The organism is Saccharothrix stipae, assembly GCF_054781895.1.
Map to the genome: position 1 here is coordinate 1,013,032 of NZ_BAAGTN010000008.1, position 25,096 is coordinate 1,038,127.

Annotated in this window: 32 protein-coding genes; 23 read left to right on the plus strand and 9 right to left on the minus strand. The window is 71.7% G+C overall.

Annotated elements, in window-relative coordinates; genetic code table 11:
* Position 1: 1 nt before the first annotated feature.
* Positions 2-166, minus strand: coding sequence for a hypothetical protein (locus ACYVLT_RS21620; protein WP_461121981.1), 165 nt, complete (start codon positions 164-166; stop codon positions 2-4).
* Positions 167-279: 113 nt separating this feature from the next.
* Here ACYVLT_RS21620 and ACYVLT_RS21625 point away from each other — a divergent pair, with 113 nt between their 5' ends.
* Both ACYVLT_RS21625 and ACYVLT_RS21630 read left to right on the plus strand, forming a co-directional pair.
* Complete coding sequence (locus ACYVLT_RS21625) at positions 280-1,416, plus strand: aminotransferase class V-fold PLP-dependent enzyme (protein WP_461121982.1); 1,137 nt, start codon at positions 280-282, stop codon at positions 1,414-1,416.
* A gap of 39 nt (positions 1,417-1,455) precedes the next feature.
* Positions 1,456-2,952 carry a Fic family protein gene (locus ACYVLT_RS21630; protein WP_461122263.1) on the plus strand — a complete coding sequence of 499 codons (1,497 nt, stop codon included), beginning with the start codon at positions 1,456-1,458 and terminating at the stop codon, positions 2,950-2,952.
* A 90-nt stretch (positions 2,953-3,042) separates the two neighbouring features.
* On the opposite strand, the gene ACYVLT_RS21635 is transcribed toward ACYVLT_RS21630, so the two are convergent.
* Positions 3,043-4,356: a M14 family metallopeptidase gene (locus tag ACYVLT_RS21635; RefSeq protein WP_461121983.1), complete on the minus strand. Its 1,314-nt coding sequence runs from the start codon at positions 4,354-4,356 to the stop codon at positions 3,043-3,045.
* Between the two features lie 170 nt (positions 4,357-4,526).
* Between ACYVLT_RS21635 and hisD the strand changes: the two genes are divergently transcribed.
* From hisD to ACYVLT_RS21660, 5 genes are all read left to right on the plus strand, one after another.
* Positions 4,527-5,843 (plus strand): histidinol dehydrogenase, encoded by a 1,317-nt coding sequence (gene hisD, locus ACYVLT_RS21640; RefSeq protein WP_461121984.1) that lies wholly within the window; start codon positions 4,527-4,529, stop codon positions 5,841-5,843.
* The gene (locus ACYVLT_RS21645) at positions 5,840-6,946 is read left to right on the plus strand and encodes a histidinol-phosphate transaminase (RefSeq protein ID WP_461121985.1); all 1,107 of its coding nucleotides are present in this window, start codon (positions 5,840-5,842) and stop codon (positions 6,944-6,946) included. The genes hisD and ACYVLT_RS21645 overlap by 4 nt, the downstream gene beginning before the upstream one ends.
* A complete protein-coding gene (hisB, locus tag ACYVLT_RS21650) occupies positions 6,943-7,542 on the plus strand; it encodes an imidazoleglycerol-phosphate dehydratase HisB (RefSeq protein WP_073899729.1) in 600 nt (199 codons plus the stop codon). Before ACYVLT_RS21645 ends, hisB begins: the two co-directional genes overlap by 4 nt.
* Positions 7,543-7,698 (plus strand): hypothetical protein, encoded by a 156-nt coding sequence (locus ACYVLT_RS21655; RefSeq protein ID WP_461121986.1) that lies wholly within the window; start codon positions 7,543-7,545, stop codon positions 7,696-7,698. It begins immediately after the preceding gene.
* A 215-nt stretch (positions 7,699-7,913) separates the two neighbouring features.
* The gene (locus ACYVLT_RS21660) at positions 7,914-8,504 is read left to right on the plus strand and encodes a TetR/AcrR family transcriptional regulator (RefSeq protein ID WP_461121987.1); all 591 of its coding nucleotides are present in this window, start codon (positions 7,914-7,916) and stop codon (positions 8,502-8,504) included.
* Here ACYVLT_RS21660 and ACYVLT_RS21665 read toward each other — a convergent pair.
* Together ACYVLT_RS21665 and soxR are read right to left on the minus strand one after the other, a co-directional pair.
* Positions 8,476-8,991, minus strand: coding sequence for an RNA 2'-phosphotransferase (locus ACYVLT_RS21665; protein ID WP_461122264.1), 516 nt, complete (start codon positions 8,989-8,991; stop codon positions 8,476-8,478). The two genes, ACYVLT_RS21660 and ACYVLT_RS21665, sit on opposite strands and share 29 nt — an antisense overlap.
* 52 nt (positions 8,992-9,043) lie before the next feature.
* Positions 9,044-9,487, minus strand: a complete 444-nt coding sequence (gene soxR, locus ACYVLT_RS21670) for a redox-sensitive transcriptional activator SoxR (protein WP_461122265.1) — start codon at positions 9,485-9,487, stop codon at positions 9,044-9,046.
* 71 nt (positions 9,488-9,558) lie between these two features.
* Here soxR and ACYVLT_RS21675 point away from each other — a divergent pair, with 71 nt between their 5' ends.
* From ACYVLT_RS21675 to priA, 5 genes are read left to right on the plus strand one after another with little or no spacing between them, the layout of a single operon-like run.
* Positions 9,559-10,251 (plus strand): thiamine pyrophosphate-dependent enzyme, encoded by a 693-nt coding sequence (locus ACYVLT_RS21675; protein ID WP_461121988.1) that lies wholly within the window; start codon positions 9,559-9,561, stop codon positions 10,249-10,251.
* Positions 10,248-11,147, plus strand: a complete 900-nt coding sequence (locus ACYVLT_RS21680; protein ID WP_461121989.1) for a transketolase family protein — start codon at positions 10,248-10,250, stop codon at positions 11,145-11,147. The genes ACYVLT_RS21675 and ACYVLT_RS21680 overlap by 4 nt, the downstream gene beginning before the upstream one ends.
* 9 nt (positions 11,148-11,156) lie before the next feature.
* Positions 11,157-11,627 (plus strand): hypothetical protein, encoded by a 471-nt coding sequence (locus ACYVLT_RS21685; RefSeq protein ID WP_461121990.1) that lies wholly within the window; start codon positions 11,157-11,159, stop codon positions 11,625-11,627.
* A gap of 55 nt (positions 11,628-11,682) precedes the next feature.
* The gene (hisH, locus tag ACYVLT_RS21690) at positions 11,683-12,318 is read left to right on the plus strand and encodes an imidazole glycerol phosphate synthase subunit HisH (protein ID WP_461121991.1); all 636 of its coding nucleotides are present in this window, start codon (positions 11,683-11,685) and stop codon (positions 12,316-12,318) included.
* A 9-nt stretch (positions 12,319-12,327) separates the two neighbouring features.
* Positions 12,328-13,062 carry a bifunctional 1-(5-phosphoribosyl)-5-((5-phosphoribosylamino)methylideneamino)imidazole-4-carboxamide isomerase/phosphoribosylanthranilate isomerase PriA gene (gene priA, locus ACYVLT_RS21695; RefSeq protein WP_461121992.1) on the plus strand — a complete coding sequence of 245 codons (735 nt, stop codon included), beginning with the start codon at positions 12,328-12,330 and terminating at the stop codon, positions 13,060-13,062.
* Here priA and ACYVLT_RS21700 read toward each other — a convergent pair.
* From ACYVLT_RS21700 to ACYVLT_RS21710, 3 genes are all read right to left on the minus strand, one after another.
* Positions 13,025-13,750, minus strand: coding sequence for a Clp protease N-terminal domain-containing protein (locus tag ACYVLT_RS21700; RefSeq protein WP_461121993.1), 726 nt, complete (start codon positions 13,748-13,750; stop codon positions 13,025-13,027). The two genes, priA and ACYVLT_RS21700, sit on opposite strands and share 38 nt — an antisense overlap.
* Positions 13,751-13,802: 52 nt before the next feature.
* Positions 13,803-14,168 carry a PPOX class F420-dependent oxidoreductase gene (locus tag ACYVLT_RS21705; protein ID WP_461121994.1) on the minus strand — a complete coding sequence of 122 codons (366 nt, stop codon included), beginning with the start codon at positions 14,166-14,168 and terminating at the stop codon, positions 13,803-13,805.
* Positions 14,169-14,271: 103 nt separating this feature from the next.
* On the minus strand, positions 14,272-14,475 hold the full coding sequence (locus ACYVLT_RS21710) for a cold-shock protein (RefSeq protein ID WP_033437808.1): 204 nt from the start codon (positions 14,473-14,475) through the stop codon (positions 14,272-14,274).
* 330 nt (positions 14,476-14,805) lie between these two features.
* Between ACYVLT_RS21710 and hisF the strand changes: the two genes are divergently transcribed.
* Genes hisF through hisI form a run of 3 tightly spaced genes read left to right on the plus strand, consistent with a single transcriptional unit; the run spans position 14,806 to position 16,306 of the window.
* Positions 14,806-15,579 carry an imidazole glycerol phosphate synthase subunit HisF gene (gene hisF / locus ACYVLT_RS21715; RefSeq protein ID WP_461121995.1) on the plus strand — a complete coding sequence of 258 codons (774 nt, stop codon included), beginning with the start codon at positions 14,806-14,808 and terminating at the stop codon, positions 15,577-15,579.
* Positions 15,579-15,956, plus strand: coding sequence for a hypothetical protein (locus ACYVLT_RS21720; protein ID WP_461121996.1), 378 nt, complete (start codon positions 15,579-15,581; stop codon positions 15,954-15,956). The genes hisF and ACYVLT_RS21720 overlap by 1 nt, the downstream gene beginning before the upstream one ends.
* Positions 15,953-16,306 (plus strand): phosphoribosyl-AMP cyclohydrolase, encoded by a 354-nt coding sequence (hisI, locus tag ACYVLT_RS21725; RefSeq protein WP_461121997.1) that lies wholly within the window; start codon positions 15,953-15,955, stop codon positions 16,304-16,306. Before ACYVLT_RS21720 ends, hisI begins: the two co-directional genes overlap by 4 nt.
* Positions 16,307-16,334: 28 nt before the next feature.
* On the opposite strand, the gene ACYVLT_RS21730 is transcribed toward hisI, so the two are convergent.
* On the minus strand, positions 16,335-16,949 hold the full coding sequence (locus ACYVLT_RS21730; RefSeq protein WP_461121998.1) for a TetR/AcrR family transcriptional regulator: 615 nt from the start codon (positions 16,947-16,949) through the stop codon (positions 16,335-16,337).
* Between the two features lie 96 nt (positions 16,950-17,045).
* On the opposite strand from ACYVLT_RS21730, the gene ACYVLT_RS21735 reads away from it, so the two are divergent.
* The 8 genes from ACYVLT_RS21735 (at position 17,046) to ACYVLT_RS21770 (ending at position 24,490) form a co-directional block, all read left to right on the plus strand.
* Positions 17,046-18,587, plus strand: coding sequence for an anthranilate synthase component I (locus tag ACYVLT_RS21735; protein ID WP_461121999.1), 1,542 nt, complete (start codon positions 17,046-17,048; stop codon positions 18,585-18,587).
* Positions 18,580-19,068: a Trp biosynthesis-associated membrane protein gene (locus ACYVLT_RS21740; RefSeq protein WP_461122000.1), complete on the plus strand. Its 489-nt coding sequence runs from the start codon at positions 18,580-18,582 to the stop codon at positions 19,066-19,068. The genes ACYVLT_RS21735 and ACYVLT_RS21740 overlap by 8 nt, the downstream gene beginning before the upstream one ends.
* 209 nt (positions 19,069-19,277) lie before the next feature.
* A complete protein-coding gene (gene trpC / locus ACYVLT_RS21745; protein WP_461122001.1) occupies positions 19,278-20,087 on the plus strand; it encodes an indole-3-glycerol phosphate synthase TrpC in 810 nt (269 codons plus the stop codon).
* A gap of 50 nt (positions 20,088-20,137) precedes the next feature.
* Complete coding sequence (gene trpB, locus ACYVLT_RS21750; protein ID WP_360459441.1) at positions 20,138-21,361, plus strand: tryptophan synthase subunit beta; 1,224 nt, start codon at positions 20,138-20,140, stop codon at positions 21,359-21,361.
* A complete protein-coding gene (trpA, locus tag ACYVLT_RS21755; RefSeq protein ID WP_360459443.1) occupies positions 21,358-22,143 on the plus strand; it encodes a tryptophan synthase subunit alpha in 786 nt (261 codons plus the stop codon). The genes trpB and trpA overlap by 4 nt, the downstream gene beginning before the upstream one ends.
* A 297-nt stretch (positions 22,144-22,440) precedes the next feature.
* A complete protein-coding gene (locus ACYVLT_RS21760) occupies positions 22,441-22,773 on the plus strand; it encodes a Uma2 family endonuclease (protein WP_461122002.1) in 333 nt (110 codons plus the stop codon).
* 35 nt (positions 22,774-22,808) lie between these two features.
* Complete coding sequence (gene lgt / locus ACYVLT_RS21765; protein WP_461122003.1) at positions 22,809-23,810, plus strand: prolipoprotein diacylglyceryl transferase; 1,002 nt, start codon at positions 22,809-22,811, stop codon at positions 23,808-23,810.
* A 5-nt stretch (positions 23,811-23,815) separates the two neighbouring features.
* Entirely contained in the window at positions 23,816-24,490 is a 675-nt protein-coding gene (locus ACYVLT_RS21770; protein ID WP_461122004.1) for a response regulator transcription factor, read from the plus strand.
* Here ACYVLT_RS21770 and ACYVLT_RS21775 read toward each other — a convergent pair whose 3' ends face one another.
* A complete protein-coding gene (locus ACYVLT_RS21775) occupies positions 24,491-25,048 on the minus strand; it encodes an AMIN-like domain-containing (lipo)protein (RefSeq protein ID WP_461122005.1) in 558 nt (185 codons plus the stop codon).
* Positions 25,049-25,096 lie beyond the last annotated feature (48 nt).

Here is a 25,096-nt window from a genome sequence, read left to right on the forward strand (position 1 = left end):
GTCAGCCCGGCAGGTCCCAGACCACGACGTCGAGCGTGATCGACGGGTCGAGCCGATCGCGCGGGGACGTGCCGGTCGCCACGGTCCCCCGTCGTGAAACCTTCCTGCGGCGGGGCTCGTCGAAGAACCAGCCGCCCCTCGGGCCGCCGTCCCCGCGCAGCTTCACCGCGCCCCGACCGCCCCCGGCTCTCGCCGTGTGCCTGCGACATGGTGTACACGAAGTACAGCAGTGGGCCGACCCGGAACCGCCGGACCGGCCCCGGACACCGGGGGGCGAACGTGCACGACCGGATCTTCCTCGACTCGGCCGGTTCCTCCCTGCCACCGCGCGAGGTGCTGGACGAGGTGGTCGGCCACCTGCGGCGGGAGGCGGAGGTCGGCGGGTACCTGGCCGCGCGGGAGCGGGCGGATGACCTGGAGGCCGGGTACGGGGTGTTCGCCGAGCTGCTGGGCGCGTCGCCGGACGAGGTCGCGTTCACCGACAGCGCGACCCGGTCGTGGCTGACCGCGTTCGACGCGGTGCCGCTGGCGGCGGGCGACCGGGTGCTGTTCAGCGAGGCCGAGTACGCGGGCACGGCGATCCCGATCCTGCGCCGGGCGCGTGAGGTCGGCGCGTCGGCGCAGGCCGTGCCGTCCGACGAGTTCGGGCAGGTCGACGTGGACGCGTTGAAGGACATGCTGGACGAGCGGGTGAAGCTGGTCTCGCTGGTGCACGTGCCGACCAACAGCGGGCTGGTGAACCCGGCGCGCGAGGTCGCCGACGCGGCGCACGAGGTGGGCGCGCTGGTGCTGCTGGACGCGTGCCAGTCGATCGGGCAGCTGCCGGTGCGCGCCGACGAGCTGGGCGTCGACCTGATCGCGGGCACCGGCCGCAAGTGGTTGCGCGGGCCGCGCGGCACCGGTGTGCTGGTCGTGCGCCGTGAAGCCGCCGCGCGGATGAACCCCCGGCTGATCGACCTGCACAGCGCCGAGTGGGTCGCGCCGGACGAGATCCGGCTGCGCGACGACGCGCGGGTCTACGAGATCTGGGAGACCAGCGTCGCCGACCGGCTGGGGCTGCTCGCGGCGGCGCGGTACGCGCTGGCCAGGGGCCTGGACGTGATCGAGCGCGAGGTCGGCGAACGGGCCCGGCGGCTGCGTGACGGGCTGGGCGCGCTGCCCGGCGTGACGGTGCGCGACCCGGGCGTGCGCAAGGCGGGCATCGTCACGTTCACCGTCGACGGGGTGCCGGCGGCCGACGTGCGCGACCGGCTGGCCCGCGAGGGCGTCACGGTCACCGTCAGCGGCGCGTCGTCCACGCTGCTGGACATGACCCGGCGCGGGCTCGACGAGGTGGTCAGGGCCTCGCCCCACTACTTCGTCGAGCCCGCGCAGGTGGATCAGGCCGTGGCGGCCGTCAGCAGGTGCGCCCGGTGAATAGTTCTGCGTGATCGGCGATACCATCCGCCCGTGACGATGGCCGATATGCCGTGGACCGATGTCGAACCTCTTCCCGCGCTCAATGGCGATCTCCAGTCGTTGCTCGACACGGTCAGTGCTATCCAGGGCGCTTGGAAGTCCGTTGTGGCGGCCAACGACGAGGCATTCCACGAGGCACGTCGCAGGTCGTTGCGGCGTCACGCCATCGAAACGGGCATCATCGAGCGGCTGTACGACATCGACTGGGGTGTCACCGAAGCGTTGGTCGCCGAGGGGATCACTGCCGATGCGGTGGCCCGCGTAGGTGAGGGCTCGGTGAACGAGGATGTCCTCGAAGTCGTCCGGTCGCAGTACGAGACCTTGGAATTCTTGGTCCAGTCGGCCCGTGAGGGCCGCGACCTTTCGGTGTCCTTGATCAAGGAACTGCACGTCGCACTGACCAGGCATCAGCCGACGTACACGGCCACCGGTCCCACCGGCATGGTGTTCCAGGCGACCTTGCACCACGGTGAGTGGAAGCAACAAGTCAACCACGTGACCCGCCCGGACGGGTCATTGCTGGAATACACACCACCCGAGCAAGTGGCATCGCAGGTGGACCGGTTGGTCGAACTGTACCGTGCTTATGGCGATCGTGATCCGATCATCCAGGCATCGTGGTTGCACCACCGCTTCGTCCGGATTCATCCGTTCGAGGACGGCAATGGCCGGGTCGCCCGATGCCTGACGTTGCTCATCCTGCTCAAGCACGACTTGGCGCCGCTGGTCGTCGACCGACGCGAGCGCACGCGTTATTTGCAGTGCTTGGACCGAGCCAATGAGGGCGACCTGCGCCCGTTGGTGCGGTTCTTCGCCGAGCTCGAAATCGGTGCTCTGCGAAGCGAGTTGGAGCGCCCGGTGGCCGCCGAGCACGCACTCGCCGAGGGGGGAGGCGCGCTGACCGTGCTCGAAGCCGGCATCGGACGGCTTCGCGAACTTCGGTCCGCGAGTGGAACGGCTGATCGTTCGGCCCGCGTGAGCGCGCTCGCCGACGGGATCCAACAGCGGATCAACCAGTGGCTCGAAGGCATGAAGGACAAGATCGGCGCGCTCCTGCGCGAAGGCATCGACGACGATGCGAAGGCCACCGTCGTGAGCGCCGCGCCGCCGAGCCCCGAGGCGCGTTACTGGCGGCGCCAAGTCGTTCGGGCCGCACGGAGCGTCGACTTCTACGCCAACCTGAGGGAAGGCGTGTGGTGGACTCGACTGCACCTCGTTGCTTTCGAGCAGAAGCTGCGTTACCTGGTCTTCCTGCAGAAGACCGGTATCGGTGAGACCGGCGTGCTCACGCTCACCGTCTACGCCGAGATGTTGAGTTCGGACAGCAGCGAGGACGGCTCGTCGGTGGCGGATCCGATCGTCGAGTCGTCGCCGACCGAGACCGTGACCTGGACCTGGACGCACTCGCCTGATGACCAGTGGACGAATGTGGTCGAGGTCCTGGATACGACGTTGGCGAGTGCGCTGGCCAAGTTCACCTCCGGCCTCGGGTAGGCGCAACCCGGCGCGGGCTCGACGAGGTGGTCAGGGCCTCGCCCCACTACTTCGTCGAGCCCGCGCAGGTGGATCAGGCCGTGGCGGCCGTCAGCAGGTGCGCCCGGTGATGCGCGGGACGCAGTCGGAGTAGTCCAGGAACAGCTGCACCGCGGTGTCGTTGCGCGAGGTCTGCGCGGCGATCACGGTGTCACGCGGGTAGAAGCCGCTGGTACCGCTGGCCGACCTGGGGTACATCTCGAACGTGTAGCTCCAGATGCCGTGGGCGGCCCACATCCAGTCGTCCACGCTGCCGTCGGTGATGTAGAGGTCGCTGGCCTGCTGGGGCGTGTAGCCGTTCAGCGCCGCCATCCGCCTGCCCATGGTCTGGAACACGTTGGCCTGGGTGGCGTCCAGGCCGGGGGCGGTGTCGTTGTAGGTGTAGCCGTACGGCCACAGGATCAGCTCCGAGAAGGTGTGCCAGTCGATGTGCGTCTTGATCTGCTGCACACCGCCGACCACGCGCGTGCCGACGAAGTCGCGGATGCGGGCGGTCTCCGGCGCGGAGAACGCCGACGGGCCGCGGTAGGTGTCGCTCGACCCGCTGCCGCTGGAACCGCCGCAGCAGCCCCACTGGTAGCCCCAGTTGCGGTTGGGGTCGGTGCCGGTGGCGGTGGAGTTCGGCTGCCGGTTCTTGCGCCACGCCCGGAACGAGCCGGTCGCGATGTCGTACTCGGCGCCGTCCGGGTTGACGCTTGGGATGATCCAGATCTCCCGGCTGTCGACCGCGCCCTTGATGGCCGAGTTGGACGCGTAGTTGTCGGTGTACCGCTTGATGATGTGCAGGCACATCTCCACGGTCAGGTGCTCCCGCGCGTGCTGGTTGCAGGTGAACAGCACCTCGGGCTCGGCCTCGTCGACCGACGGGTTGTCGCTGATCTTGATCATCCACAGGTCGCGGTTCTGGTACGACTTGCCGATGCTGCGCAGCGTGACGAGGTTCGGGTGGTCGCGGACGGTCTGGTTCAGCTCGGTGACCATCTCCGCGTAGTTGTGGTAGCCGGTGTAGCCGGACGGGAAGTCCTGCGTGCCGAGCTGCGGGTCGGCGAAGTCGACCTCGCCCAGGCCCGCGAGCTGCGCGTCGGCGTCACCGGCGTCCTTCACCGGCAGCCCGGTGGCGCGCAGCAGCCACTGCTGGCGCGGTTCGGCGATCACGGTGAGCGTGTCGCCGTTCTGGCCGAGGACGTCGACGCCGGTCCGGGCGACCTTGGTGCGGGCCTCCGGGGTGGTCGCGGTGACCTCGAAGACGGTCCGCTCCGGGGTGTGCGCGGTCGCCGGTTGAGCCGATCCCGGGTGCGCGGGGAGCACCAGGGCCACGCTCGCGACCAGCGCGGCGGCCACAAGGCCGCGCCGCTTGGTGAACATCAAGCCTCCATCATCAGCAGGGTTTGCGACGGAGATGAGCCGCACCCCAGGAGGGTGCACACGCAGCGTGGCCCTTCGATCACGGATCGAGGTAGCCCCCGTTTGTCGGGTTCGCCGCCGGGGTGCGGGCTGACAGTTGACGGAATTGGCGACCGCTTACCCTTGGGGGCATGCTCAGCCGCATCGACCTGCGAGGTCGGGTACCGTCCGCCGCCGAACTGCGTGCCGCGCTGCCGCGCGCCGAGGTCGACGTGGACGCGGTGCTGCATCAGGTCCGGCCGCTCGTGGACGACGTGCGCGAACGGGGTGTCGAGGCCGTGCTGGAGCACGGCGAGAGGTTCGACAAGGTCCGACCCGCCTCCATCCGCGTGCCCGCGGCCGAGCTGGAACGCGCGCTGTCCGAGCTGGACCCGGCCGTGCGGGCGGCGCTGGAGGAGTCCGCCACGCGTGCCCGCAAGGTGCACGCCGACCAGCGCCGGGTCGACACGACCACCCAGGTCGTGCCCGGCGGCACGGTCACCGAGCGCTGGGTGCCGGTGTCCCGGGTCGGCCTGTACGCGCCCGGCGGCCTGGCCGTCTACCCGTCCACCGTGGTGATGAACGTGGTGCCGGCGCAGATCGCGGGCGTCGAGTCGCTGGTGGTCTGCTCGCCGCCGCAGGAGGAGTTCGGCGGGCTGCCGCACCCGACGATCCTGGCCGCCGCCGCCCTGCTCGGCGTGACCGAGGTGTGGGCCGTCGGCGGCGCGCTCGCGGTCGCCCTGCTGGCCTACGGCGGCACGGACACCGACGGCGGTGCCCTGGACCCGGTGGACGTGGTGACCGGTCCCGGCAACATCTACCTGACCGCCGCCAAGCGGCTGCTGCGCGGGCTGATCGGCATCGACTCCGAGGCCGGGCCGACCGAGATCGCGATCCTGGCCGACGACACGGCCGACCCGGCGCACGTGGCCGCCGACCTGATCAGCCAGGCCGAGCACGACCCGCTCGCCGCGAGCGTTCTGGTGACCACGTCGCCGGAGCTGGCGGACGCGGTGGACGCCGAGCTGGACCGCCGGATCGGCGCGACCAAGCACCGCGAACGCGTGCGGACGGCGTTGACGGGCAAGCAGTCGGGCACCGTGCTGGTGTCCAGCCTGGACGAGGGGCTGCGGGTGGTGGACGTCTACGCCGCCGAGCACCTGGAGATCCAGACCGCCGACGCCCGCGAGGTCGCGGCACGGGTGCGCGCGGCGGGCGCGATCTTCGTGGGGCCGCACTCGCCGGTGTCGCTGGGCGACTACTGCGCGGGCTCCAACCACGTGCTGCCCACCGGCGGCTGCGCGCGGCACTCGTCTGGGTTGTCGGTGCAGACGTTCCTGCGCGGCATCCACGTGATCGACTACAGCGAGGACGCGTTGCGCGAGGTCGCGCCGCACGTCGTGGCGCTGGCGAACGCCGAGGACCTGCCCGCGCACGGCGAGGCCGTGACGGCGAGGTTCGGCGGATGAGGCCCGGCATCGGTTCGAGGGTCGAGTTGGCCGACCTGCCCCTGCGCGAGGACCTGCGCGGACGCACGCCGTACGGCGCGCCGCAGCTGGACGTGCCCGTCCGGCTGAACACCAACGAGAACCCGTACCCGCCCACGCCCGACTTGGTGGCGGACGTGGTGCGGGAGGTCGCGGCGATCGCGGGCGAGCTGCACCGTTACCCGGACCGGGACGCGGTGGCGTTGCGCGAGGACCTGTCCGCCTACCTGGCCTCGTCCACGGGCGTGCCGCTGACCTCGGCGAACCTGTGGGCGGCGAACGGGTCGAACGAGGTGTTGCAGCAGATCCTGCAGGCGTTCGGCGGGCCGGGCCGGTCGGCGCTGGGCTTCGAGCCGTCGTACTCGATGCACCCGATCATCGCCGCGGGCACCCGCACGGAGTGGGCGCCGACGCCCCGCCGTGCCGACTTCTCGCTGGACGTGGAGCGCGCCGCCGGGATCGTCGCCGAGCGCGCCCCGGACGTGGTGTTCGTGACCAGCCCGAACAACCCGACCGGGCAGAGCCTGCCGCTCGACGACCTGCGGGTGCTGATCGAGGCCGCGCCCGGCATGGTCGTGGTGGACGAGGCGTACGCGGAGTTCTCGTCCCGGCCGAGCGCGGTCGCGCTGCTGGACGACTACCCGGCGAAGCTGATCGTCAGCCGGACCATGAGCAAGGCGTTCGCGTTCGCCGGCGGCCGGTTGGGCTACCTCGCCGCCGCGCCCGCCGTGGTGGACGCGTTGCAGCTGGTGCGGCTGCCGTACCACCTGTCGGCGTTGACCCAGGCGGCGGCGCGGGCGTCGCTGCGGCACGCGGCGGAGACGCTGGGTTCGGTGGCCCGGTTGGCGGCCGAGCGCGACCGGGTGGTGGACTCGTTGGCGGGGCTGGGCTTCTCGGTCGTGCCGAGCGACGCGAACTTCGTGCTGTTCGGGTGGTTCGAGGACGCGCACGCCACGTGGCGGTCGTATCTGGAACGCGGTGTGCTGATCAGGGACGTCGGCATCGTCGGACATCTGCGGGTGACGGTCGGTACTCCGGAGGAGAACGACGCGTTCCTCGCGGCGAGCAAGGAGGTTGGCCGGTGAGCCGGGTCGGCAAGGTGGAGCGCACCACCAGGGAGTCGTCGGTGTACGTCGAGGTGGACCTGGACGGGACCGGCAAGGTCGAGATCGCGACGGGCGTGCCGTTCTACGACCACATGCTGACCGCGCTGGGCGTGCACGGGTCGTTGGACCTGGTGGTCCGGGCGACCGGTGACGTGGAGATCGACGCGCACCACACCGTGGAGGACGTGGCGATCGTGCTCGGCCAGGCGTTGCGGGAGGCGTTGGGTGACAAGGCGGGCATCCGCCGGTTCGGCGACGCGTGGATCCCGATGGACGAGACGCTGGCGCACGCGGCGGTGGACGTGTCGGGGCGGCCGTACTGCGTGCACGTGGGCGAGCCGGAGCAGTTCAACACCTTCACCATCGGCGGGAACTACCCGTTCGTGCTGAACCGGCACGTGTTCGACTCGCTGGCGTTCCACGCGGGGATCGCGCTGCACGTGCGGGTGGAGTACGGGCGCGACCCGCACCACATCGCCGAGGCGCAGTTCAAGGCGATCGCCCGGGCGCTGCGCGCGGCCGTGGAGCCCGACCCGCGCGTCGGCGGCGTCCCGTCGACCAAGGGCGTCCTGTAGATGCCGAAGGAATACGTGGTCATCGGCCTCATCGCGCTGGCCGGCTTCCTCGGCGGCGGCGTCTACAGCACCTGGAAGACCGCTCGGGGCCTGGCGATCATCCTGCTCGTCCTCACCGGCGTCGCCGTGGGCGCCGCCATCACCTGGCTGCTCTGACCCCACCGTTCACCTCTCACACCCTGAACGTACGACTCTCACCTCCCGAACGTAGGACTCTCGCGAGAGTCCTACGTTCGGCGCGCGTGAGTCGTACCTCCAGGTCGCGCGTGTCCTACGTTCAGGTCGTGCGTGTCCTACGTCCAGGACCCCCGAGTTGAACGTTCGGGCGCGGCGCGGGCAGCGGATTTGGCTGTCTGCGTATGGTTGGTCACATGTCGTCACCGGCTGAGGCAGCCATCACCGTCGGTCGCCCTCGGGAGAGGGCCGACGCCGCCCGCAACCGGGCCCGCGTGCTCGCCGCCGCGGAAGAGGTGTTCGCCGCCGCCGGTGGGTCGGTCGGCGTGACGATGGAGGACATCGCCCGTGCCGCGGGCGTGGGTCGGGCGACGCTATACCGGCGCTACCCGGACACGACGTCGATCGCGCAGGCGCTGCTGGACGAGCACGAGTCCGGGATCCAGGACCGCATCCTGACCGGGCCGCCGCCGCTGGGCCCGGGCGCGCCGCCGGACGAGCGGCTGGCCGCGTTCTACCGGACCATGGTCGGCCTGCTGGAACGGCACCTGCACCTGGTGCTCGGCGCGGAGACGGGCCGGGCGCGGTTCCGGGCGGGCGCCTACGGCTTCTGGCGGCGGCACGTCGCCTCGCTGGTGGACGGCGCGCCCGCGGCCGTGGTGGACGCCCTGATGGCGCCGTTGGCCCCCGAGGTCTACCAGTACCAAAGACAGGTGCGCGGCCTCGGCCCGGACGAGGTGGTCGCGGGCCTCGACTGGCTCACGAGACGTGTTCTCGCAGGTAGTTAGGCGGCACGGCGGCCACCAGCCACACGCCGTTGGCGCTCACCCGGAACTCGTGGCCGTCGGCGGCCATGGCCGCGGCGTCGACCGCGAGCACCACCGGCTTGCCCCGGCGTGACCCGACCCGTACCGCCGTCTCCACGGTCGCGGACAGGTGCACGTCGTGCCGCGCCATCGGCCGCAGCCCGTCGCGGAAGATGTCGGGCAGGACCCGGCCCACCGTCCCGTGGTACAGCTCGGCGGGCGGCTCGGCCACCGGCAGGTCCAACGACACCGCCACGGTGTGCCCCTGACTGGCCCTGATGCGCCCGTCCTCGATCGCGAACCGCTGCTTGTCGTTGTCCGCCACGACCTCCAGCACCTGCGCCCGGGTCACGCCCAGGGCGCGCACGAAATCGCCCAGGTCCACCCACCCGGCCGCGTCGAGCGTCAACCCGACCTCCTGCGGCGCGTGGCGCAGTGCCTTGGACATCCGCTTCGACAAGCGGACCATCTGCTTCTTCTCTTGCACGACCCCCAGTGCAGCACGGCGGGCAACCCGAATATCACGTGCCGCCTTCGAGGGCGGGCTTGAGCTTGGGCGCGCCGGGCCCGTCGGCGGCCTGCTCGTCCTCGAAGTTGTGCAGGAAGCAGCTGCGCAGCGACAGGCACCCGCAGCCGATGCACGAGGTCAGCCGGTCGCGCAGCCGCCGCAACGCGTCGATCCGGGCGTCGAGCTCCACCTGCCAGCTCGCCGACAGCCTGCTCCAGTCGGACTTGGTCGGCGTGCGGTTGTCCGGCAGGGTCGCCAGCGCCGCGTGCACGTCCTCCAGCGACAACCCGACCCGCTGCGCGGTGCGGATGAACGCCAGCCGCCGCAGCACGTGCCGCGGGTACCGGCGCTGGTTGCCCGCGGTGCGCTCGGACGTGATCAGCCCCCGTTCCTCGTAGAACCGCAGCGCGGTGTGCGGCACGCCGCTGCGTTCGGCCACCTGACCGATGGTCAACATCTCCGGCAACTTGCTCACGTGCGCATCCTATTGCTTGACCTCGACCTAAGTCGAAGTTGTTTCGTGGTGTCATGGCAGTCAAGGACAAGTCCGGCTTCGCGGACATCCCCGCGTTGTTCCGGCGCATGACAGGGGACGAGAAGCACGAGTGGGCGGCGGCGTCCACGCTGGACGTGCTGTGGGTGCTCTACGACCGGGTGCTGGACGTGTCGCCGGACCGGGTGGACGACCCGGACCGCGACCGGTTCCTGCTGTCCAAGGGGCACGGCCCGATGGCGTACTACGCCGTGCTGGCCGCGAAGGGCTACCTCGATCCATCCACATTGGACACCTGGACGGCGTGGGACTCGCCGTTGGGCCAGCACCCGGACCGGGTCCTGGTCAAGGGCGTGGAGATCAGCAGCGGCTCGCTGGGGCACGGCCTGCCGATCGCCGTCGGCACCGCGCTCGGCCTGTGCCTGCAACGCCGCACCGCGCGGACGTTCGTGCTGGTCGGCGACGCGGAGCTGGACGAGGGCAGCAACCACGAGGCGATCGCGCTGGCCGGGCGGCTCGGCCTAGACCGCCTCGTCGCGGTGGTGGTGGACAACGCGTCCGGCACGCACGGCTGGCCCGGCGGCGTGGCCAAGCGGTTCGAGGTCGAGGGTTGGCAGACGTCCACAGTGGACGGCCGGGACCACGGGGCGCTGCACCGGGCGTTCACGCAGGACCACCAGGGCCGGCCGTTGGCCGTGGTGGCGGAGATCGGCGAGGGGGAGCGATGACGTCGATGCGACAGGTGTTCGTGGACACGGTCGAGGACGCGATGCGGCACGACCCGCGGGTCGCGGTCGTGCTGGCGGAGATCTCGCGGGACGCGTTCGCGCCGCACGAGCGGGTGATCAACGTCGGCATCCGCGAGCAGGCAATGGTCGGCGTGGGCGCGGGGCTGGCGCTGAGCGGGTTGCGGCCGGTGGTGCACACCTACGCGCCGTTCCTGGTCGAGCGGCCGTTCGAGCAGGTCAAGCTGGACTTCGGGCACCAGGGCGTGGGCGGGGTGCTGGTCAGCATCGGCGGCTCCTACGACGACCCGGCGTGGGGCCGCACGCACCAGGCGCCCGGCGACGTGGCGCTGTTCGACACCCTGCCCGGCTGGACGGTCCGGGTGCCCGGCCACCCGGACGAGGTCGGACCGCTCGTGCGGGACGCCCTGGCGCGCGACGACCAGGTCTACATCCGGCTCTCACTGCGGCACAACGGCGCGCCGCACCCGGTGGTCGAGGGGTTCACCGAGGTGCGGCGCGGCCGGCGGGGCGTGGTGGTGGCCGTCGGGCCGATGCTGGACACCGTGCTGGAGGCGACCCGGGACGCCGACGTGACCGTGCTCTACGCCACCACCGTGCGGCCGTTCGACGCGGCCGGGCTGCGAGCCGCGGTGGACCGGTCCGGGCAGGCCGACGTGCTGCTCGTGGAGCCGTACCTGGAGGGCACGTCGGCGCACCTGGCGACCGAGGCGCTGGCCGACGTGCCGCACCGGCTGCGGTCCCTCGGCGTGCGCCGGGACGCCGAACTGCGGGCCTACGGCACCGCCGAGGACCACGATTCGGCGCACGACCTCGACGTGCTCGGCATCGCCGCGGCCGTGCGTCGGATGTTCGGCCGCCCGGTCGCTGCGGCATGATCTCTGCCTGTGAGCGTGCCGAGAACCCTGATCTGGACACCCGCGCCGACCGCGGAGTTGCAGCTGAACCTGCACCGCGCCGCCGCGGGCCCCGCGGCCCTGGTCCCGGTGGCGTCCGGGACGGTGCTGCTGCCACGCAGGCAGATCGGGTTCCCGGCGGCGCTCCGGCTGGCCGAGCGGGTGCGGGAGACCGGTGCGGCGGCGCTGCTGCTGCGCTGGTCTCCCGGCGCCGAGGTGTGGACCGACGGCGAGCGGGCGGGCTCCACGGGCCCGGCACGGCGGCTGGTCGGCCTGCTGCGCTGGTGGCGGCTGGACGCCCGCCCGGCGCCCGTCGACCTGCCCGCGGACGTGGCGGAGGTGCGCGCCCTGGTCGACGAGGGCCGCGCCGACACCTGGGTCACCGCCCTGCCCAACCGCGCCGGCCTGCCGATCAACACGGTGCTGCCCGTCGTCCCCGTCACGCAGGGCGGGTTGGCCTGACGGTCGTGGCGGACCGCACGCTCGCCGTGCGCGGCGTGGCGACTACCCTGGATGGGTGCCCAAGGTCGTTGTGCTGGACTACGGATTCGGCAACATCCGCTCCGCCGAGCGCGCGCTCCAGCGCGTCGGCGCCGAGGTGGAGGTGACCGCCGACCACCGGGCCGCGCTCGACGCGGACGGCCTGGTGGTGCCCGGTGTCGGCGCGTTCGCGGCGTGCATGGCGGGCCTGGACGCGATCAAGGGCGGTCGGCTCATCGGCCAACGGCTCGCCGGCGGACGTCCCGTGCTCGGCATCTGCGTCGGCATGCAGGTCCTGTTCGAGCGGGGCATCGAGCACGGCGTGCTCACCGAGGGCTGCGGCGAGTGGCCGGGCACGGTGGAGCGGCTGGAGGCGCCGGTCGTGCCGCACATGGGCTGGAACACCGTCCGCGCGCCCGGGGACACCGCGCTGTTCGCCGGCCTCGACCCGGACACGCGCTACTACTTCGTGCACTCCTACGGCGTGCGCAAGTGGGAGCTGGAGGCGTCCGACACGCTCCGCGCGCCGCTGGTGACGTGGGCCGAGCACGGCGGCGACGAGTTCGTCGCGGCGGTGGAGAACGGGCCGCTGTGGGCGACCCAGTTCCACCCCGAGAAGTCCGGCGACGCGGGCGCGCACCTGCTGGAGAACTGGCTCAAGAGCGTCAACTAGGCTGAACGCGTGACTTTCACGCTGCTCCCGGCCGTTGACGTGGCCGATGGCCGGGCCGTTCGGCTCGTGCAGGGCGAGGCCGGCACCGAGACCAACTACGGCGATCCGCTGGACGCCGCGCTCGCGTGGCAGCGCGACGGCGCCGAGTGGGTGCACCTGGTCGACCTCGACGCCGCGTTCGGTCGCGGCGGCAACCGTGAGCTGCTGGCGCGCGTGGTGGGCGAGCTGGACGTCAAGGTGGAGCTGTCGGGCGGCATCCGCGACGACGCGTCGTTGGCCGCGGCGCTGGCGACCGGCTGCGCCAGGGTGAACCTGGGCACGGCCGCGCTGGAGGACCCGGTGTGGTGCGCGAAGGTCGTCGCCGAGCACGGCGAGAAGGTCGCGGTCGGCCTGGACGTGCGGATCACCGAACAGGGCCACCGGGTGGCCGCGCGCGGCTGGACCAAGGACGGCGGCGACCTGTGGGAGGTGCTGGAGCGGCTGGACCGCGACGGCTGCGCCCGCTACGTGGTGACCGACGTGGGCAAGGACGGCACGCTCCAGGGCCCGAACGTGGACCTGCTGCGCGAGGTGTGCGCGCGCACCGACGCACCGGTGATCGCCTCCGGCGGGGTGTCCAGCGTGGACGACCTGGTCGCGCTGGCGGCCCTGTCCCGCGACGGCGTCGAGGGCGCGATCGTGGGCAAGGCGCTGTACGCGGGCGCGTTCACGCTCCCGGAGGCGCTGGCCGCTGTGCGCGGTTGATCGCGTCCTCGATCTCCTTGACGATGTGGGCCTCCGCGGCCGCCTCGGTCACGCCCGTGCGGGCGAGGGCCTTGGCCGCGGTGCCCTCGCCCTCGGCGAGCAGGCCCAGCAGCAGGTGCTCGGTGCCGACGAAGTGGTGACCCTGGCGCAGTGACGCCCGCACGGCCAGTTCCAGCGCCTTCTTGCAGTGCGTGGTGAACGGCTGCTGCTCGGGCCGCTGCCGGACCGTGCCGTCCAGCTCGTTGAGCACGGCTATGCGGGTGGTGCCCTCCGACGCCTCCAGCTTGGCGATCGTCTTGGCGGCCAGGCCGCCGGACTCGTCCAGCAGGCCGAGCAGGATGTGCTCGGTGCCGATGTGCTCGCTGAACCTGGCGTGGTGGCGGGCCAGCACGATGACCCGGCGGGCCCGGTCGGTGTAGCGGTCGAAGCTCGGCTTGAGGTCGGGCGACTCCTTGGGCACGAACCGCTTCTGCGCGGCCTGCTTGGTGACGCCGATGCTGTCGCCGATGTCGGTCCAGCTCGCGCCCGCGCGGCGGGCCTCGTCCACGAAGTGGCCGATGAGGTGGTCGCCCAGCTCGTCGAGCTGGGCGCTCAGCTCCACGGCGGCGGTCAGCCTGCGCAGCACGTCGGGGTGTTCCGACGCGACGGTGACGATGAGGTCCGTGAGCTGGACCGGGGGAGCTACCACCCGTCAACTGTAGGTTGACGCTCCAGCGGGGTCAACCTCGGGTTGACGGTGGCTAGGCCGGGTCGATCGCGATGCCGATGGTGCCCTCGCGGCCCCGGCGGATCCGGCTGCCCAGCAGTGAGAGCCTGCCCACCACGCCGTACTTCCGGGCGATGAGGGACCGCACGCGGTCGCTGCCCGCCCGGTCGAGCAGCCGCGCGGTGGCCGGGACCTGCGCGCCGGTGGGCTTGCCCTTGAAGTCGCACGGTCCGATCTGGACGTCGCCGCTGCGGCGGATGCGCTTGACCTTGCCCGCGTCGGCGGCCGACCACACGTAGAGCGTGCCGTTCGTGCCGGCCACCCAGACCGGTGTCGGCACGGCGGTGCCGTCCTTGCGGAAGGTGGTCAGCAACAGGTACTTGCCGGTCGCGAGGTCCATGACCGGCAACGTTAGCCGTTGGCGGGGATCGTCAGCCGTCGGTGGGGATGCGGAAGAGCCCCGCTCCCACGAGGGGAACGGGGCTCTTCCGGTCACGCTCAGGTCAGATGACCGTCACGTTCGTCGCCTGGGGGCCCTTGGCACCCTGGCCGACATCGAAGCTCACCCGCTGGTTCTCTTCCAGGCTGCGGTAGCCGCCGCTCTGGATCTCCGAGTAGTGGACGAACACGTCCGCGCCGCCATCCTCGGGGGAGATGAAGCCGAAGCCCTTCTCCGAGTTGAACCACTTCACGGTGCCCTGCGCCATCTTTGTACTCCTCATACAGCTACCAACGGGGCGAACGCACCCGCTGGGGCCGGTCCAAACGCTGACCCTGAGGAATCACACGCTCAAACAATGTTTCGCGAGCGTGGATGACACGAACACAAAACTTGCGACCTCCACAAGTGAACCACACTTTTGCCGCCACGTCGCCCACCCAGTCGTGTGAGTCCTACGTTCACGTCCCGTGAGTCGTACGTTCAGCCCCCGCGTGTCCTGCGTTCAGCACGCGCGTGTCCTACGTCCAGGACCCCCGAGTTGAACGCCCAGGCACCGGAAGCCGGCCGGTCAGGGCGCACCCGTAGGCTTTTGCCCATGTCGGTTGCGGTGCGCGTGATCCCCTGCCTGGACGTCGACCGGGGCCGGGTGGTGAAGGGCGTGAACTTCACCAACCTCGTCGACGCGGGCGACCCGGTCGAGCTGGCGCGGGCCTACGACGCCGAGGGCGCCGACGAGCTGACCTTCCTGGACGTGACGGCGTCGTCCAGCGACCGCGAGACCACGTTCGACGTGGTCAGGCGCACGGCGGAGCAGGTGTTCATCCCGCTGACCGTGGGCGGCGGCGTCCGCAGCGCCGACGACGTGGACAAGCTGCTCCGCGCGGGCGCGGACAAGGTGAGCGTGAACACGGCCGCGATCACCCGGCCGGAGCTGCTCGGCGAGCTGTCCCGCCGGTTCGGCGCCCAGTGCATCGTGCTGTCGGTGGACGCGCGGCGCGTGCCGGAGGGCGAGCGGCCCACCCCGTCGGGGTTCGAGGTCACCACGCACGGCGGGCGCAAGGGCACCGGCATCGACGCGGTCGAGTGGGCCGCACGGGGCCAGGAGCTGGGCGTCGGCGAGATCCTGCTGAACTCCATGGACGCCGACGGCACCAAGGCGGGCTTCGACCTGGAGCTGATCCGGCTGACCCGCGAGGTGGTCGACGTGCCGTTGATCGCCAGCGGCGGCGCGGGCGTGGTCGAGCACTTCCCGCCCGCGGTGGCCGAGGGCGCGGACGCCGTGCTCGCGGCCAGCGTGTTCCACTTCGGCACGTTGCGCATCGGCGACGTGAAGCGGGGCCTGCGTGCCGCCGGCGTGGAGGTGCGCTGATGTTCGGCCCGCGCAACGCGCCCGTCGAGGCGTTCGTCGCGACCCTGATCGGCGCGGCCGGCGCCCTGGCGTTCGTGCTCATGGGGTTGGTCCAGTGGCAGATCGACGGCGACCCGGCGTGGATCAGGTTCCCGGTGCTCGTCGCGGTGGTGGAGCTGCTGGTGGTGGGCGGCCTGGTGGCGGGCCTGCGCCCGGCCCGGCTGACCGCCGCGCTGGTGTTCGCCCTGGTGGCGTTGATCCACCTGCTGGCGGTGCTCAACCAGGGGCCGGTGTGGGTCCGCGTGCTGTCCGGTGTGCTCTCCGCGGTCCACGTCTACGCCGTGGTGATGCTCAACACCCGTCCCGCCCGACTCCACTTCCTCGGAGGACAGCGTTGACCAGCGCGCTCGACCCGTCCATCGCGTCCCGCCTGAAGCGCACCGCCGACGGCCTGGTGTGCGCCGTGGCGCAGCGGCGCGGCACCGGGGAGGTGCTGATGGTGGCGTGGATGGACGACGAGGCCCTGCACCGCACGCTCACCACCCGCCGGGCCACGTACTACTCGCGCAGCCGGCAGCAGCTGTGGGTGAAGGGCGAGACGTCCGGGCACACGCAGTACGTGCACGAGGTGCGGCTGGACTGCGACGGCGACGCGGTGCTGCTGGTCGTCGACCAGGTCGGCGCGGCCTGCCACACCGGCGACGCGACCTGCTTCGACGCCGCGGTGCTGCTCGGCCCGGCCGACTGACCGGCCGACTGACCCGCCGGCCGGGCGCTCAGCCGATGTCGCCGGTCAGGTAGCGCTGGAGGTTGGGCGCGATGGCCTTGACCATCGTCTCCACGTCCGCCGAGGCGAACGGCTCGAACCTGACCACGTAGCGGACCATGCCCATGCCGAAGATCTGGCTGGCCAGCAGCGTCGCGCGCAGCTCGCCGTCGGGCACGTCGAGGTGCGTCACCAGCCGCTTCAGCAACGTGTGCACGAAGAACTCGCGGAGCACCTCGGCGACCTGCTCGTGCGCGGTGACGCTGCGCATCAGCGCGGCGAACTGGCCGCCGCCGATGGGGTCCCACACGCCGAGGAAGTTGCGCACGATCCGTTCGCCGATCTCCTCGTCCGGACCGTCCAGCAGCCGTCCGATCAGCTCGTTCGGGTCGAGCGGCACCTGGAGCACGGCCTTGGCGAACAGGCCTTCCTTGCCGCCGAACCAGTGGTTGACCATCGCCGCGTCCACCCCGGCCCGCGCGGCGATGGACCGGACCGTGGCGCCCTCGTAGCCGCGCTCGACGAACACCTCCCGCGCGGCGGCCAGCAGCGCGGCCTTGGTGTCCTCGCCGCCCGACCGCCGACCGCGGCGCTTGGGCTCGGTTTGGTTCCCGCTCGGGTTCACGCCATCATCATGCGGGACGCCCCGCCGTTTTTCAACGTGCGTTGAAATAGAGCCCGGCCGAACCCCCGTATAGGCGCAACCGGCACAATGTCGCCCATGGTGAGCGTCATCGGTGCAGGTGCGGGTCTGGGCGAGGTCAGCCCGACGCGCGAGGAGTTCCGCGAGCTCGCCGCCCAGCGGCGGGTCATCCCGGTGGTGCGGCGGCTGCTGGCGGACGCGGAGACGCCCGTCGGGCTGTACCGCAAGCTCGCGGCGGACCGGCCGGGCACGTTCCTGTTCGAGTCGGCCGAGAACGGCCGCTCCTGGTCGCGCTGGTCGTTCGTGGGCGCGCGCAGCGCGGGCGCGCTGACCGCGACCGGCGGCGAGGCGTTCTGGCAGGGCCCGCACCCGGTCGGCCTGCCCGAGGGCGGCGACCCGCTGGCGGCGCTGCGCGAGACCATCGAGGTGCTGCGCACCGACCCGCTGCCCGGCCTGCCCCCGTTGACCGGCGGGATGGTCGGCTACATCGGCTACGACGCCGTGCGGCGGCTGGAACGGCTGCCGTCGCTCGCCGAGGACGACCTGAAGGTGCCGGAGCTGGTGATGCTGCTGGCCACCGACCTGGCCGCGCTGGACCACCACGAGGGCACCGTCACGCTCATCGCCAACGCCATCAACTGGGACGACTCGCCGGAGCGCGTGGACGCCGCGTACGACGACGCGGTGGCCCGCCTCGACGTGATGACGCAGGACCTGCAGAGCCCCGCGCCGCCCACGGTCGCGGTGTTCGCGCGGCCCAAGCCGGAGTTCCTCCGCCGCCGCACGCAGCAGGAGCACTACGCCGTGGTGGAGCAGGCCAAGGAGGCCATCCGCGCCGGCGAGGCGTTCCAGGTCGTGCTGTCGCAGCGGTTCGAGATGCGCACCACCGCCGACCCGCTCGACATCTACCGCGTGCTGCGCACGTCCAACCCCAGCCCGTACATGTACCTGCTGCGGTTGGACGACTTCGACATCGTCGGCTGCAGCCCGGAGTCGTTGGTGACCGTGCGCGACGGCAAAGCCACCACACACCCGATCGCGGGCACCCGGTGGAGGGGCGTCGACGACGAGGAAGACGCCCTGCTGGAGAAGGACCTGCTGGCCGACCACAAGGAACGGGCCGAGCACCTGATGCTGGTCGACCTGGGCCGCAACGACCTGGGCCGGGTGTGCAAGCCCGGTTCGGTGACCGTGGTCGACTTCTTCAAGGTCGAGCGGTACAGCCACGTCATGCACATCGTGTCCACGGTCAGCGGCGAGCTCGCCGAGGGCCGCACGGCGTTCGACGCGGTCGCGGCGTGCTTCCCGGCGGGCACCCTGTCCGGCGCGCCCAAGCCGCGGGCGATGGAGCTGATCGAGGAGCTGGAGCCGACCCGGCGCGGCCTGTACGGCGGCGTCGTCGGCTACCTGGACTTCGCGGGGGACGCCGACACCGCGATCGCCATCCGGACCGCCCTGGTGCGCGACGGCGTGGCGTACGTGCAGGCGGGCGGTGGCATCGTGGCCGACTCGGACCCGGTCGCCGAGGACAACGAGTGCCTGAACAAGGCGGGCGCGGTGCTCTCGGCGATCGCGACCGCGCAGACCATGGCCCCGGCGGTGGACCCGGCCCGTGTCTGACACCCCCGTCGCCCGACCGGGCAGGCGTCCACTGTGGATCGTGGTGGCGCTGCTGCTGCTCGGCGCGGTGGCGCTGTGGGGCGCGGCCGGCCTGACCTGGGACCCTTCGGCGGACCGAAGCGGCGCCGACGTCGTGCCCGCGCTGACCCCGTTGGCGTTGCTATGCCTGGCCGCCATCGCCGCTGCGGTGGCGTTGAGCGGCTGGGTGCGGCGAGTGCTCGGCGGGGTGGTGCTCCTGGCGGGCGCGGCGGTGGCGTTCCAAGGGGTGGACGCCGAGGGGCCGACGACCGGCCGGGGCCTCGTGCTCGTGGCCGCGGCGCTGGTGGTCTGCGCGGGCCTGCTGCTCGTCGTGCGCGGTTCGGCCATGCCACGCCTGGGAGGCGGCTACCAGACGCCCGGCGCGGCCAAGCGGACCGCCGATCCCGAGCGCGAGCTGTGGAACGCGCTGGAGCGCGGCGACGATCCCACGCGGCGGGACTGACCTCGCGCTGACGGCCGGCTGACGCACCGGCGGCGCACGTTTGCGCACGTCGGCTCGCAAGTGCCCTGGTCATCTGCGAGAACGGGCCTACCCGGTGGCCGGACGCGGTTCGCGGCGGGGTTAGCATCCTCGTGGCGGGAAGGGGAGCATGACGTGCGGGAGCTTGCGACTGAACCGGAAGGTCTGACGGAGTCGAGCGAGGTGCTCGGATGACCGTGCTGGAGTCGATCATCGAGGGCGTCCGCGAAGACCTCGCCGAGCGCGAGGCGGCACTGCCCTTCGACGTGCTCAGGGAGAAGGCGGCGAAGGTGCCGCCGGCGCAGGACGTGATGTCGATCCTGCGCTCGCCGGGCGTCGGCGTCATCGCCGAGGTCAAGCGGCGCAGCCCGTCCAAGGGGCAGCTGGCCGACATCCCGGAGCCCGCGGAACTCGCCGCGCAGTACGAGCTGGGCGGCGCGCGGGCGATCAGCGTGCTGACCGAGCAGCGCCGGTTCGGCGGGTCGCTGGCGGACTTCGACGCGGTGCGCGCGGCGGTGGGCGTCCCCCTGCTGCGCAAGGACTTCATCGTCAGCCCCTACCAGGTGCACGAGGCACGCCTGCACGGCGCCGACCTGGTGCTGCTGATCGTGGCGGCGTTGGAGCAGAACGCGCTGGTGTCGCTGCTCGACCGGGTCGAGTCGCTCGGCATGACCGCCCTGGTCGAGGTGCACACGGCCGAGGAGGCCGACCGCGCGCTGGAGGCCGGTGCGAGCGTCATCGGCGTGAACGCCCGCAACCTGCACACGCTGGACGTCGACAAGGACGTGTTCGGCCGGATCGCGCCCGGCCTGCCCTTCGACACCATCAAGATCGCCGAGTCCGGGGTGACCGGGCCGGGCGACCTGATGGCCTACGCGGGCGCCGGCGCCGACGCGGTGCTGGTCGGCGAGAGCCTGGTGACCAGCGGCGACCCCAAGGTCGCGGTGAACAAGCTGGTGACGGCGGGGTCGCACCCCGCGTGTCCCCGGCCCAGCCGATAAGCACAGCCGGCCAGACCCCGCCGGTCGGTTACGCACGCGAAGGAGAGCGCATGGCGCGCGGCCAGTTGGCTCCGACACCCCACGACCCGGACGAGCGGGGCCACTTCGGGCCGTGGGGCGGCCGGTTCATGCCGGAAGCGCTCATCGCCGCCGTGGACGAGCTCGCCGCGTTCTACGAGAAGGCGCGGGTCGACCCGGAGTTCCTCGACGAGTTCGCCCGGCTGCTGCGCGACTTCGCCGGTCGCCCGTCGCTGCTCACCGAGGCGCCGAAGTTCGCCGCCCACGCGGGCGGCGCGCGGGTGTTCCTCAAGCGCGAGGACCTCAACCACACCGGCTCGCACAAGATCAACAACGTGCTGGGCCAGGCGCTGCTCACCAAGCGCATGGGCAAGAAGCGGGTCATCGCCGAGACCGGCGCGGGCCAGCACGGCGTGGCCACCGCCACCGCCTGCGCGTTGATGGGCCTGGACTGCGTCGTCTACATGGGCGAGGTCGACACCGAGCGGCAGGCGCTGAACGTGGCCCGGATGCGGCTGCTCGGCGCGAAGGTCATCCCGGTGAAGAACGGCTCGCGCACGTTGAAGGACGCCATCAACGAAGCCCTGCGCGACTGGGTCGCCAACGTGGACGACACCCACTACCTGCTCGGCACCGCCGCCGGACCGCACCCGTTCCCGGTGCTCGTGCGCGACTTCCACCGGATCATCGGCATCGAGGCGCGCGAGCAGATCCTGGAGAAGGCCGGTCGGCTGCCCGACGTCGTCGCCGCGTGCGTGGGCGGCGGGTCCAACGCCATCGGCATCTTCCACGGCTTCATCGACGACCCGTCCGTGCGGCTGGTCGGCCTGGAGCCCGGCGGCGACGGCATCGACACCGACCGGCACGGCGCGACGCTGACCGCGGGCACGCCCGGGTCGCTGCACGGCGCGATGTCCTACGTGCTCCAGGACTCCGACGGCCAGATCGCCGAGGCCCACTCCATCTCCGCGGGCCTGGACTACCCCGGCGTCGGACCCGAGCACGCGTTCCTCAAGGACAGCGGACGGGCGGAGTACCGGCCGGTGACCGACGCCCAGGCGATGGAGGCGTTCGCGCTGCTGTCGCGCGAGGAGGGCATCATCCCGGCGGTCGAGTCGGCGCACGCCCTGGCCGGCGCGCTGGTGCTGGGCCGCGAGCTCGGGCCGGACGGGTTGATCCTGGTCAACCTGTCCGGGCGCGGCGACAAGGACATGGACACCGCGATCAAGTGGTTCGGGCTGGGGGTGGAGTCGTGAGCAGGCTTGAACCGGTTTTCTCGGCTTGTCGGGCGGAGTCGCGGGCGGCCCTGATCGGGTACCTGCCCGCCGGCTACCCCACCGTCGAGGGCTCCAAGGACGTGCTGCGGACGATGGTGTCGTCCGGGTGCGACCTGGTGGAGGTCGGCCTGCCGTTCTCCGACCCCGTCATGGACGGCCCCACCATCCAGCGCGCGGCCGAGCGGGCGTTGCGCGGCGGGTTCCGGGTGCGGGACCTGTTCGGCGTGGTCGAGTCGGTCGCGGCGGCCGGTGGGCGCGCGGTCGTGATGACGTACTGGAACCCGGTGCTCGCGTACGGGGTGGACCGGTTCGCGCGGGACCTCGCGGCGGCCGGCGGGCTGGGTGTCATCACGCCCGACCTCGTGCCCGACGAGGGCGCCGAGTGGATCGCGGCGACGGACGCCCACGACCTCGACCGGATCTTCCTGGTCGCGCCCTCGTCCACGGAGGAGCGGATCTCCCTGACGGCGCGGTCGTCGCGCGGGTTCCTGTACGCGACGTCCGTGATGGGCGTGACGGGGGCGCGCGACGTGGTGTCGTCGGCGGCTCCGGCGCTGGTCAAGCGGGTGCGTGAGCACACCGACATGCCGATCGGTGTGGGGCTCGGCGTGCGCAACGGGGCACAGGCGGCGGAACTGGCGGCGTTCGCGGACGGTGTGATCGTGGGCTCGGCCTTCGTGTCCGCCGTGGAGGACGACACCGTGGCGGCGCTGACCGAGGAGTTGGCCAGTGGGGTGCGCCAAGCGGCAGCAGCCGTGTAGCACGCACGTTCGAGTGAACTAGTCCGTTCGGCGGCTCTCGTGGCGTCGTTCTGTCGGTGGTCGTCGGCATGCTGGCCCCCATGACCACCGACTACGAGCATCCGATCCTCGACCACCACGGTCCGTGGACGTTGGCCGACGTCATGGCGCTCCCCGAAGACACCTTCCAACGAGTCGAACTCGTCGACGGGTCGCTCCTGGTGAGCCCACTGGGGATGTACCCGCACCAGCGAGCGGTCGCCTCCACCACGATGGCGCTGAGCCGCGTCACCGGTCGGGTGGGAGGCCCTGCCGGGAGTGAACGTCCTGCTGTCCCCCGACCGGATGCTCATCCCCGACTTCACCGTCAACGTCACGGGCGAAGACGGCTTGCTGCTTCCGGTGGCGGCCCTGGTGGTGGCGGGAGAAGTGCTCTCACCGAGCGGCAGCGTCAGCGACCTCGTGCTGAAGCGGAAGCTGTATGCGCAGGCAGGCGTGCCGTTCTACCTGGTCGTGGACCCGAAGGACGGCGAGGTGACCGCGACGATGTTCGAGTTGGCAGCCGGGGAGTACGTCGAGTCCGCGCGCAGCGAGGGCGGCGTGCTGAAGCTCGTGCGACCCTTCCCGGTAACAATCGAGCTGTCGCCGTAGGACGAACGGCCGCACCCACTACGGTGGTGGCCGTGGTGACGACTTACCTCGCGACGATCCCCAGCCCCGACCAGGGCGTGTGGCACCTGGGGCCGATCCCGATCCGCGCCTACGCGCTGTGCATCATCCTCGGCATCATCCTGGCCATCTGGTGGGGTGAACGCCGCTGGGTCGCCCGCGGCGGCCTGAAGGGCGAGGTCACCGACATCGCCGTCTTCGCGGTCCCGTTCGGCCTGGTCGGCGGGCGGCTCTACCACGTTGCGACGGACTACGACAAGTACTTCGGAGAGGGCCGCAACCCGCTCGAAGCCCTGGCCATCTGGAACGGCGGCCTCGGCATCTGGGGCGCCATCGCACTGGGTGGCGTGGGCGCGTGGATCGCGTGCCGGCGCAAGGGCATCCCGCTGCCCGCGATGGCGGACGCGCTCGCGCCCGGCATCGTCGCCGCGCAGGGCGTCGGCCGCCTCGGCAACTACTTCAACCAGGAGCTCCACGGCGGTCCCACCACGCTGCCGTGGGGACTGGAGATCTACGAGCGCGAGAACCCGGTCACCGGCTTCAAGGACGACCTCGGCGGCGTCGTGCGGGACCACACGCCGATCGAGATCGTGCACCCCACGTTCCTCTACGAAATGCTGTGGTGCCTCGGCGTCGCGCTGCTCATCGTGTGGGCCGACCGCAAGTTCCGGCTCGGCCACGGTCGCGTGTTCGCGCTGTACGTCGCGGGCTACACGGCCGGCCGGTTCTGGATCGAGATGATGCGCACCGACCCGGCCACCCAGGTGTTCGGCCTGCGCATCAACGTCATCACGTCGGTCGTCGTGTTCATCGGCGCCGTCGTGTACTTCCTCCTCGCCGCCAAGAAGGGCGACCGCGAGGTCATCGTGCGCGAGGAGGCCGTCACCGAACCACCCGGTTCCCAGGACGCCTCCGACGAGCCCGGAACGGACCTCGCCGCCTCCGAGCAGACGACCGTCCCCGACACCAAGACGGCACCCGACCAGCCCGCGGACACCGGCGACAAGCCGGACAAGTAGCCGCCATGCGCATCCTCGTCGTCGAAGATGACGACCGGGTGGCGCGTGGACTCCTCACCGCACTCCGGCACGCCGGCTACGAGGTGCACCGCGTGGCCACGGCCGCCGCGGCCCTCACCGCACCACCGGCGGACGTCGTGCTGCTCGACCTCGGCCTGCCCGACCGCGACGGCCTCGACGTGCTGCGCGAACTCCGCCACCGCACCGGCACCGCGATCATCACCGTCACCGCGCGCGGCGAAGAACGCGAACGAGTCCTCGGCCTGCGCCTGGGCGCCGACGACTACGTGGTGAAACCGTTCGGCACCGCCGAACTCCTGGCCCGCATCGAGGCGGTGCTCCGCCGCACCCGCGCCGCACGTGCCGCCGAACGCGAGCGCGAGGTCACCCTCGGCCCGCTCACCCTCGACCCCGCCGGCCGCGAAGCCCGCGTCAACGGCGAACCCGTACCGCTCACCCGCAAGGAATTCGACCTGCTCGCCCTGCTCGTCGGCCGGGCCGGCACCGTCGTCAGCCGCGACCTCATCGTGGACCAGGTGTGGCAGGCCCACTGGGAAGCGCCCTCACGCACCCTCGACACCCACATCGCCGCCCTGCGCGGCAAGCTCGGCCACGCCCTGCGCATCGAGACGATCAGGGGTGTGGGCTACCGGGTGGCGGCCCACACCCCCGACCCGTGATCACCACACGTGGGCGACGTCCACCACGACCCGGTTCGACAACGTGAACACCCGGAACGGCAGCAGCGCGCGCACGCCCAGCCCCACCGTCGTCTGCCCCTCGAACGACCCGGCCCACGCGACCTGCCGGAACGTCTGGTAACCCGTGACGTCCACCAGCTCCGACCCGTTCGGGTAGGTGTAGGTCGGGTTGCCGTCCTGGTCGTAGGCCGGCGAGTTCACCGTGATCTGCAACTTGCCGACACCCCGCAACGGCACCGGCTTGCCCGAACCCTCGTGCGTCACCTCGGGCACGTACTGCACTGTGTAACCGTCGTTCACCCCGGTGAAGTCGAACACCAGCCGGTCGTAGCACTCCTGCCGACCGGCGCGGATGTTCGTCAACAACCCGGTCGTGGTCTGGGACGCGTACTTCGGCCCCGACCCCCAGGTGACCGGCGTGCACGCGGCGGCCCTCGCCACCGAAGCAGCCCCGGCCGTCGACGCCGACGCGGCCACCGGCGCCACCACCGCCATCGCGGTCACCGCCGCGAGTAACAGCGCAACCTTGCGTAGCATGCTCATTCCCCCTCTCGCGGGCCGGACAGCCCGCAGACGACATGACGC

Bases quoted from the DNA above. Each gene is read 5' to 3' on its own strand.
- hisD (WP_461121984.1), top strand. From the start codon at position 4,527: ATGCTCAGCCGCATCGACCTGCGAGGTCGGGTACCGTCCGCCGCCGAA.
- ACYVLT_RS21680 (WP_461121989.1), top strand. From the start codon at position 10,248: ATGACGTCGATGCGACAGGTGTTCGTGGACACGGTCGAGGACGCGATG.
- ACYVLT_RS21705 (WP_461121994.1), bottom strand. From the start codon at position 14,168: ATGGACCTCGCGACCGGCAAGTACCTGTTGCTGACCACCTTCCGCAAG.
- ACYVLT_RS21720 (WP_461121996.1), top strand. From the start codon at position 15,579: ATGTTCGGCCCGCGCAACGCGCCCGTCGAGGCGTTCGTCGCGACCCTG.
- ACYVLT_RS21655 (WP_461121986.1), top strand. From the start codon at position 7,543: ATGCCGAAGGAATACGTGGTCATCGGCCTCATCGCGCTGGCCGGCTTC.
- ACYVLT_RS21630 (WP_461122263.1), top strand. From the start codon at position 1,456: ATGGCCGATATGCCGTGGACCGATGTCGAACCTCTTCCCGCGCTCAAT.
- ACYVLT_RS21775 (WP_461122005.1), bottom strand. From the start codon at position 25,048: ATGCTACGCAAGGTTGCGCTGTTACTCGCGGCGGTGACCGCGATGGCG.
- trpB (WP_360459441.1), top strand. From the start codon at position 20,138: ATGGCGCGCGGCCAGTTGGCTCCGACACCCCACGACCCGGACGAGCGG.
- ACYVLT_RS21710 (WP_033437808.1), bottom strand. From the start codon at position 14,475: ATGGCGCAGGGCACCGTGAAGTGGTTCAACTCGGAGAAGGGCTTCGGC.
- ACYVLT_RS21645 (WP_461121985.1), top strand. From the start codon at position 5,840: ATGAGGCCCGGCATCGGTTCGAGGGTCGAGTTGGCCGACCTGCCCCTG.
- ACYVLT_RS21675 (WP_461121988.1), top strand. From the start codon at position 9,559: ATGGCAGTCAAGGACAAGTCCGGCTTCGCGGACATCCCCGCGTTGTTC.
- trpC (WP_461122001.1), top strand. From the start codon at position 19,278: ATGACCGTGCTGGAGTCGATCATCGAGGGCGTCCGCGAAGACCTCGCC.
- ACYVLT_RS21635 (WP_461121983.1), bottom strand. From the start codon at position 4,356: ATGTTCACCAAGCGGCGCGGCCTTGTGGCCGCCGCGCTGGTCGCGAGC.
- soxR (WP_461122265.1), bottom strand. From the start codon at position 9,487: ATGTTGACCATCGGTCAGGTGGCCGAACGCAGCGGCGTGCCGCACACC.
- ACYVLT_RS21665 (WP_461122264.1), bottom strand. From the start codon at position 8,991: ATGGTCCGCTTGTCGAAGCGGATGTCCAAGGCACTGCGCCACGCGCCG.
- ACYVLT_RS21735 (WP_461121999.1), top strand. From the start codon at position 17,046: ATGGTGAGCGTCATCGGTGCAGGTGCGGGTCTGGGCGAGGTCAGCCCG.
- hisF (WP_461121995.1), top strand. From the start codon at position 14,806: ATGTCGGTTGCGGTGCGCGTGATCCCCTGCCTGGACGTCGACCGGGGC.
- ACYVLT_RS21660 (WP_461121987.1), top strand. From the start codon at position 7,914: ATGTCGTCACCGGCTGAGGCAGCCATCACCGTCGGTCGCCCTCGGGAG.
- ACYVLT_RS21770 (WP_461122004.1), top strand. From the start codon at position 23,816: ATGCGCATCCTCGTCGTCGAAGATGACGACCGGGTGGCGCGTGGACTC.